14 protein-coding genes and 1 riboswitch are annotated in these 15,758 nt (G+C 61.5%); of the genes, 8 read left to right on the top strand and 6 right to left on the bottom strand.

All coding sequences use genetic code 11. The annotated features are described in order from the left end of the window. Window positions 1-107: 107 nt before the first annotated feature. A complete protein-coding gene (fadE, locus tag ACWPWQ_RS10275) occupies window positions 108-2,564 on the bottom strand; it encodes an acyl-CoA dehydrogenase FadE (RefSeq protein ID WP_454009714.1) in 2,457 nt (818 codons plus the stop codon). 256 nt (window positions 2,565-2,820) lie between these two features. Between fadE and lpcA the strand changes: the two genes are divergently transcribed. The 3 genes from lpcA to ACWPWQ_RS10260 all read left to right on the top strand — a co-directional run bounded on the left by lpcA (window position 2,821) and on the right by ACWPWQ_RS10260 (window position 4,947). Then, window positions 2,821-3,399, top strand: a complete 579-nt coding sequence (gene lpcA, locus ACWPWQ_RS10270) for a D-sedoheptulose 7-phosphate isomerase (protein ID WP_005325554.1) — start codon at window positions 2,821-2,823, stop codon at window positions 3,397-3,399. 118 nt (window positions 3,400-3,517) lie between these two features. Continuing rightward, window positions 3,518-4,315, top strand: coding sequence for a class II glutamine amidotransferase (locus ACWPWQ_RS10265; RefSeq protein WP_202046300.1), 798 nt, complete (start codon window positions 3,518-3,520; stop codon window positions 4,313-4,315). Between the two features lie 296 nt (window positions 4,316-4,611). Beyond that, a complete protein-coding gene (locus tag ACWPWQ_RS10260; RefSeq protein WP_043132862.1) occupies window positions 4,612-4,947 on the top strand; it encodes an Hpt domain-containing protein in 336 nt (111 codons plus the stop codon). A 14-nt stretch (window positions 4,948-4,961) separates the two neighbouring features. On the opposite strand, the gene ACWPWQ_RS10255 is transcribed toward ACWPWQ_RS10260, so the two are convergent. After that, window positions 4,962-5,885, bottom strand: coding sequence for a gluconeogenesis factor YvcK family protein (locus ACWPWQ_RS10255; protein WP_139439281.1), 924 nt, complete (start codon window positions 5,883-5,885; stop codon window positions 4,962-4,964). Window positions 5,886-5,997: 112 nt separating this feature from the next. On the opposite strand from ACWPWQ_RS10255, the gene ACWPWQ_RS10250 reads away from it, so the two are divergent. Beyond that, entirely contained in the window at window positions 5,998-7,182 is a 1,185-nt protein-coding gene (locus ACWPWQ_RS10250) for an FIST signal transduction protein (RefSeq protein ID WP_454009713.1), read from the top strand. Window positions 7,183-7,200: 18 nt separating this feature from the next. After that, window positions 7,201-9,282: an ATP-binding protein gene (locus tag ACWPWQ_RS10245; protein WP_454009712.1), complete on the top strand. Its 2,082-nt coding sequence runs from the start codon at window positions 7,201-7,203 to the stop codon at window positions 9,280-9,282. A gap of 268 nt (window positions 9,283-9,550) precedes the next feature. On the opposite strand, the gene ACWPWQ_RS10240 is transcribed toward ACWPWQ_RS10245, so the two are convergent. From ACWPWQ_RS10240 to narQ, 4 genes are all read right to left on the bottom strand, one after another. Beyond that, window positions 9,551-10,126: an LON peptidase substrate-binding domain-containing protein gene (locus ACWPWQ_RS10240; protein ID WP_139439283.1), complete on the bottom strand. Its 576-nt coding sequence runs from the start codon at window positions 10,124-10,126 to the stop codon at window positions 9,551-9,553. A gap of 313 nt (window positions 10,127-10,439) precedes the next feature. After that, complete coding sequence (locus ACWPWQ_RS10235) at window positions 10,440-10,865, bottom strand: globin domain-containing protein (protein ID WP_342057887.1); 426 nt, start codon at window positions 10,863-10,865, stop codon at window positions 10,440-10,442. Between the two features lie 158 nt (window positions 10,866-11,023). Further along, the gene (gene narL / locus ACWPWQ_RS10230; RefSeq protein ID WP_005325544.1) at window positions 11,024-11,662 is read right to left on the bottom strand and encodes a two-component system response regulator NarL; all 639 of its coding nucleotides are present in this window, start codon (window positions 11,660-11,662) and stop codon (window positions 11,024-11,026) included. Next, on the bottom strand, window positions 11,662-13,374 hold the full coding sequence (gene narQ / locus ACWPWQ_RS10225; RefSeq protein ID WP_404838104.1) for a nitrate/nitrite two-component system sensor histidine kinase NarQ: 1,713 nt from the start codon (window positions 13,372-13,374) through the stop codon (window positions 11,662-11,664). Before narQ ends, narL begins: the two co-directional genes overlap by 1 nt. Before the next feature lie 79 nt (window positions 13,375-13,453). After that, a riboswitch (molybdenum cofactor riboswitch) is annotated at window positions 13,454-13,593 on the top strand. On the opposite strand from narQ, the gene moaA reads away from it, so the two are divergent. From moaA to ACWPWQ_RS10210, 3 genes are all read left to right on the top strand, one after another. Next, entirely contained in the window at window positions 13,581-14,576 is a 996-nt protein-coding gene (moaA, locus tag ACWPWQ_RS10220) for a GTP 3',8-cyclase MoaA (protein WP_454009711.1), read from the top strand. Its footprint overlaps the riboswitch before it by 13 nt. Before the next feature lie 250 nt (window positions 14,577-14,826). Next, complete coding sequence (napF, locus tag ACWPWQ_RS10215) at window positions 14,827-15,336, top strand: ferredoxin-type protein NapF (protein WP_247626833.1); 510 nt, start codon at window positions 14,827-14,829, stop codon at window positions 15,334-15,336. Between the two features lie 8 nt (window positions 15,337-15,344). After that, window positions 15,345-15,635: a chaperone NapD gene (locus ACWPWQ_RS10210; protein WP_226989672.1), complete on the top strand. Its 291-nt coding sequence runs from the start codon at window positions 15,345-15,347 to the stop codon at window positions 15,633-15,635. The last annotated feature ends 123 nt before the right edge of the window (window positions 15,636-15,758 follow it).

Genomic DNA, 15,758 nt, shown 5'->3' with positions numbered 1-15,758 from the left:
TATCCAAAATATGATCCAGCCGATCGCTCTTTCTGCCTCCGGGGTTGCCGGGCAGATGCCAGCATGAAAAACGCCTCCATTAAGGAGGCGTTTTGGCATTCATGGCATCAGGCTGCCCTGTGATAGGCCGACGCTTCAAACAGCGCCTTGTTGGCCACCAGGTCGATGGGGTCGAAGTCATCGACGTTGATGGTGCGCAGGCGGCTCTCTTCGGCACGGCGCAGCAGGTCGGCCTCGGTCTGGTTGATGACCCCCAGGGCCAGGCCGGCGTCCGCCACCTTGTCCAGCTGGGTGAAGGGACGCTTGCGACCCTCTGCCTTGCACACCTTGTCAAACAGCGGCTCGGCGGTCAGCACGTCATCGAGGGCCTGTTCCAGCAACCCGAAGGGGTTGCCCTCCTCGCGGGTGAGGTACTGCCCTTCGGCCAGACGGTCGCGGGTGGCACTCGGGGTCTGCAGCAGACGGGCCACCTGGCTGTCCAGCTTGTCGGAGGGACGCTTCATGTCGCGACCCAGCGGCAACACGATGACGCGCAGGGCCAGGCCAATCCAGCGATTCGGGAAGTTGCGCAGCAACTCGTCGATGGCTTCCTGGGCCTTGAACATGGCGTCTTGCAGCGCCCAGTGCAGCAGCGGCAGGTCGGCCTGCTGGCGCCCCTCGTCCTGATAGCGCTTGAGGGCGCTGGAGGCGAGATAGAGCTGGCTCAGCACGTCGCCGAGGCGGGCGGAGACCCGCTCCTTGCGCTTGAGCTCGCCACCCAGGGTGCCCATGGCCATGTCGGACAGGAACGCCAGGTTGGCACTGAGGCGCGACAGCTGCTGGTAGTAGCCCTTGGTCTGATCCTTGTAAGGAGCAGCAGCGAAGCGGGCGCCGGTCAGACCCAGCCAGAAGCTGCGCACCAGGTTGCTGATGGCAAAGCCGACGTGGCTGAACACCGCCTTGTCGAAATCCTTCAGCGCCTGCTCCTTGTCCGGGTGGCTGGCCGCCAGCATCTCCGGCAGCACGTAGGGGTGGCAGCGAATGGCACCCTGACCGTAGATGATCATGCTGCGGGTCAGGATGTTGGCACCCTCAACGGTCACCGCGATGGGCGCACCCTGGTAGCCGCGGGCCAGGTAGTTGTTCGGGCCCATGCAGATGGCCTTGCCGCCGTGGATGTCCATGGCATCTATGATGCACTTCTGGGCACGGTCGGTGAGGTGGAACTTGACGATGGCGGAGATGACGGACGGCTTCTCGCCGAGATCGATGCCGGTCACCGTCAGCTTGGCGGCGGCCCCCATGATGTAGGCGTTGCCCCCGAGGCGTGCCAGCGGCTCTTCAATGCCTTCCATCTTGCCGATGGGCAGCTTGAACTGGCGACGGATGCGGCTGTAGGCTCCGGTGGCCAGGGCCAGCATCTTGACGCCCCCTGTGCTGTTGGAGGGCAGGGTGATGCCGCGACCGACCGACAGACACTCCACCAGCATGCGCCAGCCCTGACCGGCCATGGCCGGGCCGCCGATGATGAAGTCCAGCGGCACGAACACATCGTTACCCCTGGTCGGCCCGTTCTGGAACGGCACGTTGAGGGGGAAGTGACGGCGGCCTATCTCGACGCCCTTGATGTCGGTGGGGATCAGGGCACAGGTGATGCCAAGCTCCTCTTCCTCACCCAGCAGGTGATCCGGGTCGCGCAGCTTGAAGGCCAGCCCCAGCACGGTGGCGATGGGGGCGAGCGTGATGTAGCGCTTGTTCCAGGTCAGGCGCATGCCGAGCACCTCTTCCCCTTCCCACTCGCCCTTGCAGACGACGCCGAAGTCGGGAATGGAGCCCGCATCCGAGCCCGCTTCCGGGCTGGTCAGGGCGAAGCAGGGGATCTCCTTGCCGACGGCCAGGCGCGGCAGGTAGTGGTCTTTCTGCTCTTCGGTGCCGTAGTGTTGCAGCAGCTCGCCCGGGCCCAGGGAGTTGGGCACGCCGACGGTGGAGGCGAGCACGGCGCTGGCGCCGCACAGTTTTTGCAGCACGCAGGACTGGGCGTAGGCGGAGAACTCCAGGCCACCGTACTTCTTCTTGATGATCATGGCGAAGAACTTGTGGTCCTTCAGGTATTGCCACACCTCGGGGGAGAGATCGGCCCGCTCGTGGGTCACTTCCCAGTCGTTGACCATGCGGCACACGTCTTCAACCGGGCCGTCCATGAAGGCCTGCTCTTCGGCGGAGAGGGTGCTGACCGGGATGGCGTGCAGCTTCTTCCAGTTCGGATTGCCGGCAAAGAGATCCGCTTCCCACCAGGTGGTGCCCGCCTCTATGGCTTCCTTCTCGGTGCGGGACATCTCCGGCATGATGGATTTGTAGATCTTGAACAGGGGTTTGGTCAGCTGGTTGCGACGAAACTCCACCAGGTTGAGCGGGATGGCGATCACCGCGAACAGCACCCACACCAGCAGGGGCACATGGCCATAGAGGGCGCCGGCGACCAGGGCGGCGGCCGTGGCAAGCGTGGAGGTAAACAGTGACGCCCGGCGGTAAGCCATGGCGCCGATCACCAGGATCACCCCGAACAGAGTGAGGGTCGTCGTCATTTTTCGCTCCTTGCATGAGTTGCCGAAGTTGGGAAACGTGGGTTAACTGATCCAGAGGTCTGACCTGTTGGATATGGCCCCTGTTGTAATTCATGTGCACAAAATTATCAAGATGTTTACAAGCTCGTTACCTTGACACCGTGATCGGCCTAACGTAGCGGGGCCGCATCTTGGCGGGCGGGGGGGCGACGATTGGCTTGGCTTGTGCGACAATGCAGAACCCTATGTTGGACGATACAAAGAGACATCAGACGCCATGTACCAAGAACTTATCCGCAATGAATTGACCGAAGCTGCCGGCGTGCTCCAGGCCTTTCTGGCCGATGAGCAAAATCTGAAGAACATAGAGGCGGCTGCCAAACTGCTGGCTGACTCTTTCAAGGAGGAGGGCAAGGTGCTCTCCTGCGGCAACGGCGGCTCCCACTGCGACGCCATGCACTTTGCCGAAGAGCTGACCGGCCGCTATCGCGAGAACCGCCCTGGCTATGCCGGCATCGCCATTTCCGATCCCAGCCACCTCTCCTGCGTCTCCAACGACTTCGGCTATGACTATGTCTTCTCCCGCTACGTGGAAGCGGTCGGCCGCCGTGGCGACGTGCTGCTCGGCATCTCCACCAGCGGCAATTCCGGCAATATCCTCAAAGCCATCGAGGCTGCCCGCGCCAAGGGCATGAAAGTGATCGCCCTGACCGGCAAGGACGGTGGCAAGATGGCGGGCCTGGCCGATGTCGAGATCCGGGTGCCGCACTTCGGCTATGCCGACCGCATCCAGGAAGTGCACATCAAGGTCATTCACATCCTGATCCAGCTGGTCGAAAAAGAGATGGCCAAGTAATCAGAGAAGGCGGGTGAGGCAGCCGGGGGGGCAAATGACCGATCCTGGCGCCTCGCATCCAGCTTGAGTTCGCTGATTGACGCAGAGATGATCAATTAATTCAGGGAGTGGACTGGACATGTGCGAACTGCTCGGCATGAGCGCCAATGTGCCGACCGACATCTGCTTCAGCTTTACCGGGCTGATGCTGCGGGGCGGCAAGACGGGCCCCCACAAGGATGGCTGGGGGATCACCTTCTACGAGGGGCGGGGTTTTCGCACCTTCAAGGATCCCGAACCCAGTGCCCAGTCACCCATCGCCAAGCTGGTGCAGGCGCTGCCCATCAAGAGCCGCGCCGTGGTCAGTCATATCCGGCAGGCCAACCGGGGGTGCGTGTCGCTGGAGAACACCCACCCCTTCACCCGCGAGCTGTGGGGACGCTACTGGACCTTTGCCCACAACGGCCAGCTGACCGGCTACAAGGGGTTGCGGACCGGGCGCCACCGTCCAGTGGGGGACACCGACAGCGAGCACGCCTTCTGTTGGCTGCTCGACAGGCTGGAGCAGAAATACCCCAAGCGTCCGGCGAACTTCCCCGCCATGTTCCGCTATCTCGCGACCCTGTGCGACGAGCTGCGCGGACTCGGGGTATTCAACATGTTGCTGTCGGACGGGGAGTTCGTGATGACCTATTGCAGCAACAACCTCTACTGGCTGACCCGCAGGGCCCCCTTTGGCGAGGCCCGTCTGCTGGATGAAGACGTGGCCATCGACTTCCAGAGCGAGACCACCCCGAATGACGTGGTGACGCTGATAGCCACCCGCCCGCTCACCGGCAATGAGAGCTGGGTGAAGATGGCGCCCGGGGAGTTCTGCCTGTTCAGGCTGGGTGAGCTGGAATACGGCAATGCAGCCAGGCTGCTGACCCGCCAATAAAAAAATACCAGGGTAGAATCCTACCCTGGTTCTTCGCAGCAGCCATACAGGCAAAAGGGATGAGAGAGGTGTTGCTGAGCCGCATCATTCTCATGGCCTGCATTGTTATGTCATTGTTAATTTTTTGACAACATTTATCTCTTTCCTGCCTGGGACTGCGTGTTGATAACTTGAACTGGCTCACATTCTGATGGCGGCAAGCCGCTTCAACCGACTCTTGTCGCAGCGCGGGTGACAGCCGGTGTGCGGGTCGGCTATATTGTGGTCTGTTTGAATACCATCATAGGGAAGAGAAGATGGAGTGGCTGGATCAGAAAGTGCTGCGACAACTGGCAGATGACATAGGTCATGACATGATGCCGGTCGTCATCTCGGTGTTCGTCGAAGAGGTGGGCGGGCAGCTCGCCCAGCTCAGGCCGCTCTTTGATCAGCGGGACTGGACCGCCCTGGCCCGCCTCGCCCACAGCATGAAGTCCTCCTGTGGCAGTTACGGTGCCGAGCCCAGCTATCAGCAGGTGATGGCGCTGGAGCTTGCCTGTCGCCGGGAGGATGTGGAGGAGGCCGCTCGCCTGCTCGAACAGCTCGAGCACTCCCTGCCGCAGGTCTTCTCCCATCTGGCCCAGTATCACTAGGTCGCAATGGCGGATTAGCCCGCCTTGTCACGCTCTGCGTACCAGCTCAGTATCACCGCATCCAGCGCCTGTCGAAGCTTGAGGCGATCGTGGCGATGGGGCAGGGCCGCCTCACCCAGACTGGCCTGAACCAGGCAATGCTGCAGCTCGGGAGCGCCATGGCCTTCGGGGGCCAGGATGGCATCTATCCGGCCCTGACCGATCCGCTCTTCCAGCCAGCGATGCTGGTGGGACAGCGTCAGCTTGCCAGCCGGCCCGTTTTCGGCCACCAGATTGCTGATGAAGACGACGATGGCGCCGCTGCCGCGGATCGCCTCGGCGACCTCGCTCAGCAACAGGGGCGGCATGATGGAGGTGAGGAAGCTGCCTGGCCCCAGAATGATCATGTCGGCCTGGCTCAGGGCGTCGATCGCCTCGCGGGTGGCGGGTACGACCGGGTTCAGGCTCAGGGCCCGTGGCGGCGTGGTGAGCTGATCGATGGAGACTTCCCCCAGGATCTGATCGCCACAGACGGTGTGGGCACACAGATCCGTGGGGTGCTCGGACATGGGTAGCAGGCTGGGCGCTATGTGCAACATGTCGCTAATGAGCCGGATGGCATCCAGGGGGCGGACACAGAGGTTGTCGAGGGCCAGCAGCATCAGGTTGCCGAGGTTGTGACCCGCCAGCTCGCCGCGACCCGTGAAGCGGTATTCGAACAGCTGGCTGCCGATGCTGGGCTCGGTCACCAGCTGATTGAGGCAGTTGCGCAGATCTCCCCAGGCGATGCACTCCTGGCTCTTGCGCAGGCGCCCGGTGGAGCCGCCATCATCCGTCGTGGTGACGATACCGGTCAGCCGAGTGCCTAAAAACGAGAGGGAAGAGAGCACCCGACCCATGCCGTGACCACCGCCGATGGCGACGACCCGGTCAAAGTCATTGATATTTTTCTGCCACATGCAGTCATCCTGTGGGAGGCCAGTGCGCATCAGTTTAGTCCGCCTGGCCAGGTAATTGTTTGATAAAGGTATGATTTTTGCTTGATGACCCGGCATCACATACCACTAGGAGATGGTGTTGAACTTCCTGACGGCTCACTCTCTTGCCGAGACGACCCCGCTGGCCGCCCAACAGATAGCTGAACGGTTGCTCGCTCAATCACCTCATTCCCCGTCGTTGTTGCTGGTCTATTTTACCCAAGCACACGATGCCGCGGTACTGCGCCGTGCGCTCAAGGCCCGCTTTCCCCAAACCCGGCTCATCGGGTGCAGCTCCTGTGGCGGTATCCTGACCCAGGCTGGCCATCATGGCCGGCTGGGCTGGAGTCTGGCAGTGGCGGCCCTCTATGACGACAAGGGAGCCTATGGCGTGGCCGGTCAGGCAGGGGACGAGCTGGATGTGCGCCAGCTGCTGCGCCGCGCCATCGCCGATGGCGGGCGTCCCGGCGAGTTGCCGCAACTCATCCTGCTGCACACCAGCCCCGGGCAGGAAGAGGCTGTGCTGGCGGGCATAGATGCCGAGTTCGGGGCGACGGTTCCCGTCGTCGGCGGGTCGGCGGCGGACGACGGTGTCGCCGGCGAGTGGCAGCTGTGCTGGGATGAGGGGGAGGGGCGCCAGGGCTGCGTGGTGGCGGTGCTCTATCCCGATTGCCAGCTGGCCTTCCAGTTCCACTCGGGTTATGTGCCCACCGAGCGCCATGGCATCATTACCGCGCTGGATGGCCGCGAGGTGCTGACCATAGACAATGAACCTGCGGCCCGGGTCTATGCCCGCTGGACGGAGCGCCAGCTCCCCTGGGCAGTGGGTCCCATTCTGCGGGAGACGACCCTCTCCCCGCTGGCCCGCCAGGTCGGAACCCTGGATGAGATGCCTTATTACAAGCTCTCCCACCCCGAGGCGGTGACGGAGCGGGAAGGGTTGCGCCTCTTTACCGAAACCCGGTTGGGGGAGCGCCTGCAACTCATGTACAGCAGTCAGGAGGGCCTGCTTCAGCGCAGCCTGAATGCGGTACGCATCGAACCCGAATATGGCATGGCGGGGAACCTGCAGCCTATCGGCGCCCTGGTGGTGTTCTGCGCGGGCTGCCGTCTGGCGCTGGGAGACGCGCTCGGCGATGTCGTCGGCCATTTCAGCCAACGGCTGGGGGAGATTCCCTTTATCACGCCATTTACCTTCGGCGAGCAGGGGCGATTGCCCCACGGTGAGCTGGCGCATGGCAACCTCATGGTATCGAGCGTAATCTTCCTCGAGAGCTGACAAGGTGCTGGACACAAGATGATAGGCAATAGCGAACTCGAGACCCTGGGCGACAAGCTGCAAACCACGCTGGTGGAGCTGATGCGTTGCCGGGAGCGGGAGGCCAGATACCGTCAGGAGTCACAGGCCCTGCTGTGCGGGGTGGCGACGCTGGCACAGGCCAAGAGCCTGGAGCAGGTGCTGGATAGCCTCATTCTGGCGCTCAAGCCCTTCATCGGCTTCGAACAGGCTGACGTGGTTGCCTGGGATGGGGGGCGGGGTAGCACCCATCTGAGCACCCAACCCGGGGAGGTCGGTCGCACCTGGCCGCTGACGCCGCTCTTCTCCCGCGCCATCGCAGGTGAAACCCTGGTCATCTATGATCCGGCCCAGTTGCCCGAGCTGGCCTCCCTGGCGGGGGCGGCGGGCTGGGCCAGCGTCATGATGACGGGGTTGCAGGCGCCGGGCTTCTCGGGGGTGCTCATCTGCCGGCACAGTGCCGCGGGCACCTTCGATCTCCAGAGCAAGGCGGCGATGCAGCGTTGTCGCCCGCTCATCTCCCAGGCGCTGGTCAACATCGCCTATCGGGCGCGCCTGCAGGAGCAGGTCGACCTCAAGACCCTGGCGCTGCAAGCGAGCGAGCAACGCTTTCGCAGCTTTGCCGCCATGGCGTCCGACTGGTTCTGGGAGACGGATCCCGAGCACAGGCTGAGCTATGTCTCCGCCCCCGGCTATCAGGGGGAGGCTCTGGTTCGCCAGGCGGGGCGCAGCCTCTATGACTTTGCCCACGACAAGGAGGATCCCGCCTGGTGCAAGTATCAGCACCAGATAGCGCGCCATCTGCCGGTGCGGGCGATGCGCGCCCAGGTGACGCTGGTGAGCGGCCCCTGCTGGATGGAGATCAATGCCGAGCCCTGCCATGACGCCAGCGGTACCTTCATCGGTTATCGGGGCACGGCGCGGGAGATTGGCAGCCAGATCCGCCGCGAGCAGGAGCTGGCGCGGGCGCGGGATGAGGCCGAAAGTGCCAACCGCGCCAAGTCCCAGTTCCTGGCCATGATGACCCACGAGATCCGCTCCCCCATGAATGCGGTGCTGGGGATGCTGGATCTGCTGCAACATGGCCGGCTCGAGACCCCGCAACAGACCCTGCTCGGTCACGCCACCCACTCTGCCCATCTGCTGCAGACCATCATCGACGATGTGCTCGACTTCTCGAAGATTGAATCCCATACCCTGGCCCTGCACTGCGAGCCCTTCCAACCCGCCGAGCTGTGCCGGGCCCTGGTGGAGCCGCTGCAGGCGCAGGCCTGCGCCAAGGGCATAGCGCTGCATTGGCAGCTGGATGAGCAAGTGCCATCTCATCTGCAGGGGGACGCGGTCCGCCTGTCCCAGGTGATCGGCAACCTGCTCGGCAATGCGGTGAAATTTACCGCCGCCGGTAGCGTGCGGCTCGCGCTGGAATGGCAGGATGAACGGCTGAGGGTGTCGGTCAGCGACACCGGGATCGGCATATCCCCCGAGGATCAGGCGCTGCTGTTCGAGCCGTTCTATCAGGTCGACAGCTCGGCCACCCGTCGCTTCTCCGGCTCCGGGCTTGGGCTCGCCATCTGCCGGCGGCTGGTGCAACTCATGGGGGGGGAGATCCGCCTGCAGAGCACCCCCGGGCAGGGCAGCTGCTTCTGGTTCGAGTTGCCCGGGATGGCCTCACCTTGCATCGCGTCGACCAGCCCCGCCATCGAGGGGCTCTCCATGCTGGATCTGGATGTGCTGGTGGTGGAGGACAGCCCGGTCAATCAGCTGGTGGTGTCACTCATGCTGCAAAAGCTGGTGTGCCGGGTGAGGCTTGCAAGCAATGGCCTGGAGGCGCTGGCCCAGGTCGGCGAGCGGCGACCGGATCTCATCCTGATGGATATGCGGATGCCGCAGATGGATGGGCTGGAGGCCACCCGCCGTTTGCGTGCCATGGGGTGCGAGGTTCCCATAGTGGCGCTGACGGCCAATGCCATGACGGAGGACAGGGCGCGTTGTCTGGCCCAGGGGATGAACGATTTTCTGGCCAAGCCCATCAGCCTGGCCCGGCTGCGCAGCTGTTTGCTGCGCCATTGCCGGCTTCCGTAGCCCGATTTTGGGTAAAAAAAATGGTCAACCTGGTGGTTGACCAATTCTTCAGCAAATACTGAAGAGAGCACGGGATAAATCGGGTTGTACGGTCTTATATGAAAAAGTCGTGCCAACTTTTCATGACCTGTTATTTGCGGCTGGTAGCGGAGTTATCTGTTGTTATCGCCACCGGTGATTGCAAATTGCGAATTCCGCCTTTTCATTGTAAGAATTTCCGGTCAGGATATTCGCGTTTTGCAAATCACGTATTGACTCACTCTCTGACTCACTGTGCGATCAGTCGGCGCAGGAACTGGCGCGCCGCTTCACTGTTCTGTTTGGCAATCAACATCTGTTTCTCATAGATCGGCATGGGCAGGATTTCGAGCCAGCGCTGACAGAGCCAGGCCGCGTCGTCGAACTGCTTGTCCGGGTAGAGCTCATCCAGTTCCGGATATTGTTCAAATACTTCCTGCAATCTGCTGACCAGCTGCTTGTCGCTGAAGTCCGAGTGCGCGCTCGGCCAGTTGGGCAGGGTTTCCACCTGAGCGTGGCGCAATCCGGATTCATCCGTTTCCAGCTCATGAATGCAGAATCGTTCCAGACCGAGCACTGTGACCCCGAGCAGTCCATCGTTGAGGGTATAGAAATCAGTCACCTTGACGCGAGTGCCGACCGGCAGTATGCGTCCGCAGGTGCCCGTGCTGGTGGTCTCTTCCATCACGATGCCAAAGCCGCGATCTTCGATGAAGGACTCCTTGAGCATCTGCAGGTGGCGAGGCTCAAACAGACGCAAGGGGAGTTTCCCGCCCGGCAGTATGTGTGAGGGCAAGGGGAACAGTGCCAAGTGTTGAAGTTTCATGTTCCATCCTCCGATAAGTTGCATCTGGATATGACAATGCAGTGACTGTGCCAGAGCTCGGGGAAAATGGAGGAACGGCAGGAAAATGATGCCGATAATTTAAATATCCATTAGTAATCAAGCTATTAAGATTTGATTCAAGGGCAGGGAGAGGATAGCTCAGGAAGGGATTCAGGTGGCTTTGCAGGGGCTCGTACATGCCCCATCTGCAGAATGGGGCTGCGTTCGCATAATGCAAATGATTCCTCTGCAAAATGGGTATCTGCCGTCCATCTTAAGCGGCACTCTCTCTCGGGCGTGATGGCAGAGGGGGCTATGCGACGGATTCGGTGGGCTGACTGAGCCCTTCCAGCATCAGGGCGGCAATCTCGTCGTACATCTGTGACCAGGCATCGGAGAGCGCCGGCGTGAAATGCTCTCCCAGCCGTCGTGCCAGCACCAGGGTCAATGCCTGTTTCAACAGGTCGAACTGGTGTGACTGCACCTTGAATTTTTGATGCCGCCTGCCGAGATCCCGGATGATGAAGCTCAAGGCATCCAGCTGCTCCAGGCTGGTGATCACGGTGTTCAGGGTATCCGATACCTTGGCGACCGGCATTCCCGCAGGATCGGGAAAGAGGTCGATCAATTCAGGCGAGAGCCGAAACAGCTCCTCATATACCTCCTGGACATAGGTGTTGTTCAGGGCGGTGACCCTGCCCCAGGCCCTCTGTACCAGCTCGATCTGTTCGGATGTCATGCCCTGTGCCCTCCATGTGCCGTCTCCTGAACATAATAATTCATTTTCTCAATAAGATGCGGGGTCTGTGACGTTATGTGAGGCGAGGGAGGCAGCCAGCAAAAGGCCCCGGGATGACGGGGCCCTGGCTGACATGGGAAGGGGCAGGTAACGGGAGCCTAGTTGCGCTGCTCCAGGTACATGACGGCGGCTTCCACCCGGCTCTGGGCCTCGAGCTTTTTCAGCAGGCTCTTGACGTGCACCTTGACGGTGCCTTCCGAGATGTGGAGCACGGAGGCGACCTGTTTGTTGGAGAGACCCTTGGCAATCTCGCGCATGATCTGCATCTCGCGGCGGGTCAAGCTTTCCAGCTTCTGCTGCAGGTGATCCAGCTCGTAGATGTTCTCGAGGTAGGGGCGCAGCGGCTCGCTCAGGATCTGCTTGCCGGTCATGACATCGGCCAGCTGGCCCAGCAGCATGTCGGGCTCGGTGTCCTTGAGCAGGTAACCATCGGCGCCGGCCTTGAGCAGGGCAACCACGTCCTGGCGGGCGTCGGAGACGGTCAGGATCACCACCCGGGAGGTGACCTCTTCGGCGCGCAGGGCCTTGAGGGTATCGAGGCCGGACAAGCCCTTCATGTTGAGATCGAGCAGGATGAGGTCCGGCTCCGACTCCTTGGCCATGGCCACGGCGTCAGTGCCGTTAGAAGCCTCGCCTATCACTTCGATGTTATCTTCCAGCTCCAGCAGTTGCACAATGCCTTTGCGCATCAGGGGATGGTCATCTACGACCAGAACACTATATTTCATCTCGTCCATCAGGCGTCTCTTGTTAGGCTGGTGGGAAAGGTCAGGTGTACACGGGTGCCCCCGGAGGGCGGCTCGCTGATGGTCAACTGACCGTGCAACTTGCTGGCACGCTCGTTCATGATGCTGAGACCGTAGTGATTCACCGCCGAGCTTGCGCCCCCTATTCCGACACCATCATCTGCAATCTGAACCTGGATGTTACCATCAGCCAGGGTCTCACAGCTAACGTCAATGCGCTGGGCGCAGGCATGTTTGATGGCATTGAGCACTGCCTCACGGATCAGTTGCAGGATGTGAATGTGTTGCCCCGCCTCGAGATCCGTGTCGGTCAGTCCGTATTGGAGCCTGATCTCGGCCCGGGTCTGGGGCTTGAGCTGCTCCAGCATGACACCGATGGCTTCGCCGAGGTTGGCGTCGCCAATGCTGAGGCGGAAGGTGCCGAGCAGCTCGCGCAACTGGGTATAGGCATTGCTGAGCCCTTCGTCTATCTGCTCCATGGCGGCCTTGGCCTTGCCATTATCCCCCTTGGCGACGGAGCGCTTGAGCAGGGTGGACTGGATCTTGAGGTAGGAGAGCGCCTGCGCCAGCGAGTCGTGCAGCTCGCGGGCGATGACGGCCCGCTCCTCCATCAAGAGCAGGCGCTGGTGTTGCAGTAGGGTCTGATCCTTGTGCAGCACCTGGGCCAGCAACATGGAGAAGTTCTTCATCAGCCGCTCGTCGATGGGGTGTGCGCTGATCATGTCGAGCCTACCGTACTCCTCCTCATCCATCTGCAGATAGAAGCTCACCACGGCCTCCAGATCGCCCGGCCAGCCGGTGCGCCCGGTGATGTAGACCGGCATGGCGTTGTGCTCGAAGCGGGTCAGGCGGATATGGTCGATGTGCTGATGGGCGGCGGCCCGCTCCAGCAATTTCTGCAGGGTGCGCCGGCTCAGTGGCGCCGCGTGCAGCTTCTGGGCGGTGGAATAGAGGAAGGAGAGGGTGTCGTTCGCCTGCTGCAGCTTGGCGGTTTTCTCTTCCACCTTGCTCTCCAGCTCCCGATAGAGCTTGCCGAGCTCGTCCGCCATGGTGGCGAAGGCGCCGGACAGTTCCCCCAATTCGTTTTCGCAGTGGGGGGGCAGGGTCAGGTCGAACTCCTGGCGCTGGATCTGGCGGGCGCAATGGACCAGCTGATTGAGGGGGGCCACCACCTGCTGGCGAGTGAAACGCACCGTGAACCAGGCGATGGTGATGATGGCGAGCAAGCCCAGCCCCTCCGCCAGGGCCAGCATGCGCACCTTGAACTCCACGTGATACTGCATCTGGTTGACGAAGTCATCGATGGCGGCGACGAACTGTTCCGTGTTGTCGGTGTAGCGGCTGGGGGTGGCGTTCTCGATGTGCTCGCGCATCATCTGCCATTGCAGCAGCACCTCGCCATAGGTGCGGCGCAGGGAGGCGGGGGTGATCCAGCGCTGGGTCTCCTGCAACTCGGAGGCGTGGAGTGTCTGCTCGAACTGGTCGAGCCGGCCGAGGACGGCCTGATCCTTCTCGATCTCGTAGGCCATGCGATAGGCCTGCATCCGCAATGAGCCCGACAGGTTGATCGCCTTGGCGTCGGGTACCGAGTAGAAGAGAGTGACCATGGCCACCACGGCGATCAGGCTGGCCATGAACAGGATCAGCACCATGGAGCGGCCGATGGCGCTGCTGACCGAGTGTACTTTGAACCACTTTCCCATGCCGATTGGCTTCCTTCAGATCAGACAAAGACCCCACAAAGTAGCATGGGAGTGTACTCCAACATGTGCTAGCATCGAAAAACTAGATGAACTCCGAGCGTTTTTGCCTAAGTCATTGAGATAGGGGGAAAACGCCGTCAGCCGTCGTTCGAGCTGAAAGGGTCAGGAAAGAAATGCCCTGGCCTCCCGTATTTGGAAAGGTGTTTATGTTGCCACTTGAAGATGGTTTTTCCCGTCGTTTTTACTATTTGCGCCTGTCGATTACCGATGTGTGCAATTTCCGTTGTACCTACTGTTTGCCGGACGGTTATCGCCCCCCGGATGGAAACAAGGAGGGGCGTAAGTCGTTTCTCTCCTTGGAGGAGATCCGCCGCATCGTCTCGGGCTTCGCCGCCATGGGTACCCGCAAGGTGCGCCTGACCGGGGGAGAGCCCTCCCTGCGCCGTGACTTCACCGCCATCATAGAGACGGTGGCCAATACCCCCGGTATCGAGAAGGTGGCCATGACCACCAATGGCTACCGCTTGAAGGAGCGTGCCCAGGAGTGGTTCGATGCCGGGCTCAATGCCCTCAATGTCAGTGTCGACAGCCTGGATCCACGCCAGTTTCACCAGATCACCGGCGAGAACAAGCTGGCGGAGGTGATGGAGGGAATAGAGGCGGCACTGGCCGCCGGCTTCAAGTCGGTGAAGATCAATGCGGTGCTGCTCAAGGGGCTCAACGACCAGCAACTGGATCAGTTTCTGGCCTGGATCAGGCACAAGCCCATCGAGCTGCGCTTCATCGAGCTGATGCAGACCGGGGAGATGGACAACCTGTTTCGCGACCACCACACCAGCGGCGAGCTCATCAAGGCGCAACTGCTTGGCAATGGCTGGGTCCAGCAATTGCGCGCGGTGGACGACGGCCCGGCCCAGGTGTTCATGCACCCCGAATCACAGGGGGGCGTCGGGCTCATCATGCCCTACAGCAAGGACTTCTGCGCCGGTTGCAATCGGCTGAGAGTCTCCTCCGTGGGCAAGCTGCACCTCTGTCTGTTCGGTGACAACGGGGTGGAGCTGCGGGATCTGCTCAGTGACGACAGTCAGCAGGAGGCCCTGCAACAGCGGATCCGCCAGGCGCTCTCCGGCAAGGCCGCCACCCATCGTCTGCACGAGGGCAATGCCGGCATGACCCCCCATCTCGCCTCCATCGGCGGCTGAGTGCCGGCCGTCAGAGCGAAATAGCCATCGATTAATACGCAATCCTCACATAGGGGTAATTTACCTTGCCCCTCTGCTGCCTTATTGCGCCAAGGGTTTGATCCAGCGCAATAATCCCCCCTGTTTATCTCCCTGGTGGTATATCACTGGACTTGTGAGAGTCGCAATATACACCCACGCTTATAATTGGTATTGAAAATGCCAGTCACTGGTTCCGCGCTCGAATTCTGTCCTGTGAAGAGGAATTGATATGCCTGATGGGGTCAATCTGTCCCGCCGCAGTCTGTTTCGAGGACGACTGAGCGCGCCCAGACCCGAGGTGCAGCTGCCCTGGTCCGTCTCCTGGGCCGACTTCGTGGCCGATTGCACCCGGTGTGGCGACTGCCTGACGGCCTGCCCGGAGCAGATCCTGATCAAGGGGGACGGCGGCTTCCCGACGGTGGACTTCCAGCGTGGCGAGTGCACCTTCTGTGGCGAATGCGTCAGCGCCTGCCAGGCACCTGTGTTCAGGCCGACGACCCAGGCGCCCTGGGACTATGTGGCTCACATCGAAGCCGGTTGCCTGGCCAGTGCCCAGGTCTTCTGCCAGCGCTGTCAGGACAGCTGCGAGCAGCAGGCCATCCGTTTTTCTCCTCAGCTGGGGCGAGTACCCACCCCCAGCATCCATACCGAGTCGTGCAATGGCTGTGGTGCCTGCGTGGCGGATTGTCCGGTCGGCAGTATCAGGGTGGGTGCCCCCCATGAGGGATCTGCCACATGAAGCAAGGGATGAGCAAGTTGGAAAACAACCATATGACCCGAGAAGAGTTCCATGTATCCAGCCTGGTGGTACTGACCCAGCCCCCCTTGCGCCACCGGCTCGCAGAGCAGATTGCGGCCCTGGACGGAGCCGAGATCCATGCCGTCAGCGACGAAGGCAAGCTGGTGGTGACCCTGGAAGGGCCCAGCCAGCGCCCCATCATGGCGGCCATCGATGCGATCAATGCCATGCCGGGCGTGCTCTCCGCCGCCCTGATCTACCACCAGTTTGATGAAGTCGAAGCCGAGGGCAGGGAATAGCGCCACGAGGCTGGGCCGCGCGGTTCGCGATGCCCGATGTATAGCAATAAAGCGCCATGACGCTGAGCCAGCGCGGCTCGTGACAATGGCTGTCATTGATGTGATTAAGCAATGCGAGGATAT

The organism is Aeromonas sp. Marseille-Q7275 (assembly GCF_965119515.1).
The sequence above is the reverse complement of the archived record's forward strand: the minus strand, read 5'-3'. Positions and strand labels throughout refer to the sequence as shown.

Bases quoted from the DNA above. Each gene is read 5' to 3' on its own strand.
- ACWPWQ_RS10255 (WP_139439281.1), bottom strand. From the start codon at position 5,885: ATGTGGCAGAAAAATATCAATGACTTTGACCGGGTCGTCGCCATCGGC.
- narQ (WP_404838104.1), bottom strand. From the start codon at position 13,374: ATGGGAAAGTGGTTCAAAGTACACTCGGTCAGCAGCGCCATCGGCCGC.
- ACWPWQ_RS10210 (WP_226989672.1), top strand. From the start codon at position 15,345: ATGAGCAAGTTGGAAAACAACCATATGACCCGAGAAGAGTTCCATGTA.
- fadE (WP_454009714.1), bottom strand. From the start codon at position 2,564: ATGACGACGACCCTCACTCTGTTCGGGGTGATCCTGGTGATCGGCGCC.
- ACWPWQ_RS10235 (WP_342057887.1), bottom strand. From the start codon at position 10,865: ATGACATCCGAACAGATCGAGCTGGTACAGAGGGCCTGGGGCAGGGTC.
- napF (WP_247626833.1), top strand. From the start codon at position 14,827: ATGCCTGATGGGGTCAATCTGTCCCGCCGCAGTCTGTTTCGAGGACGA.
- narL (WP_005325544.1), bottom strand. From the start codon at position 11,662: ATGGACGAGATGAAATATAGTGTTCTGGTCGTAGATGACCATCCCCTG.
- ACWPWQ_RS10245 (WP_454009712.1), top strand. From the start codon at position 7,201: ATGATAGGCAATAGCGAACTCGAGACCCTGGGCGACAAGCTGCAAACC.
- ACWPWQ_RS10260 (WP_043132862.1), top strand. From the start codon at position 4,612: ATGGAGTGGCTGGATCAGAAAGTGCTGCGACAACTGGCAGATGACATA.
- lpcA (WP_005325554.1), top strand. From the start codon at position 2,821: ATGTACCAAGAACTTATCCGCAATGAATTGACCGAAGCTGCCGGCGTG.
- moaA (WP_454009711.1), top strand. From the start codon at position 13,581: ATGTTGCCACTTGAAGATGGTTTTTCCCGTCGTTTTTACTATTTGCGC.
- ACWPWQ_RS10250 (WP_454009713.1), top strand. From the start codon at position 5,998: ATGGTGTTGAACTTCCTGACGGCTCACTCTCTTGCCGAGACGACCCCG.
- ACWPWQ_RS10240 (WP_139439283.1), bottom strand. From the start codon at position 10,126: ATGAAACTTCAACACTTGGCACTGTTCCCCTTGCCCTCACACATACTG.
- ACWPWQ_RS10265 (WP_202046300.1), top strand. From the start codon at position 3,518: ATGTGCGAACTGCTCGGCATGAGCGCCAATGTGCCGACCGACATCTGC.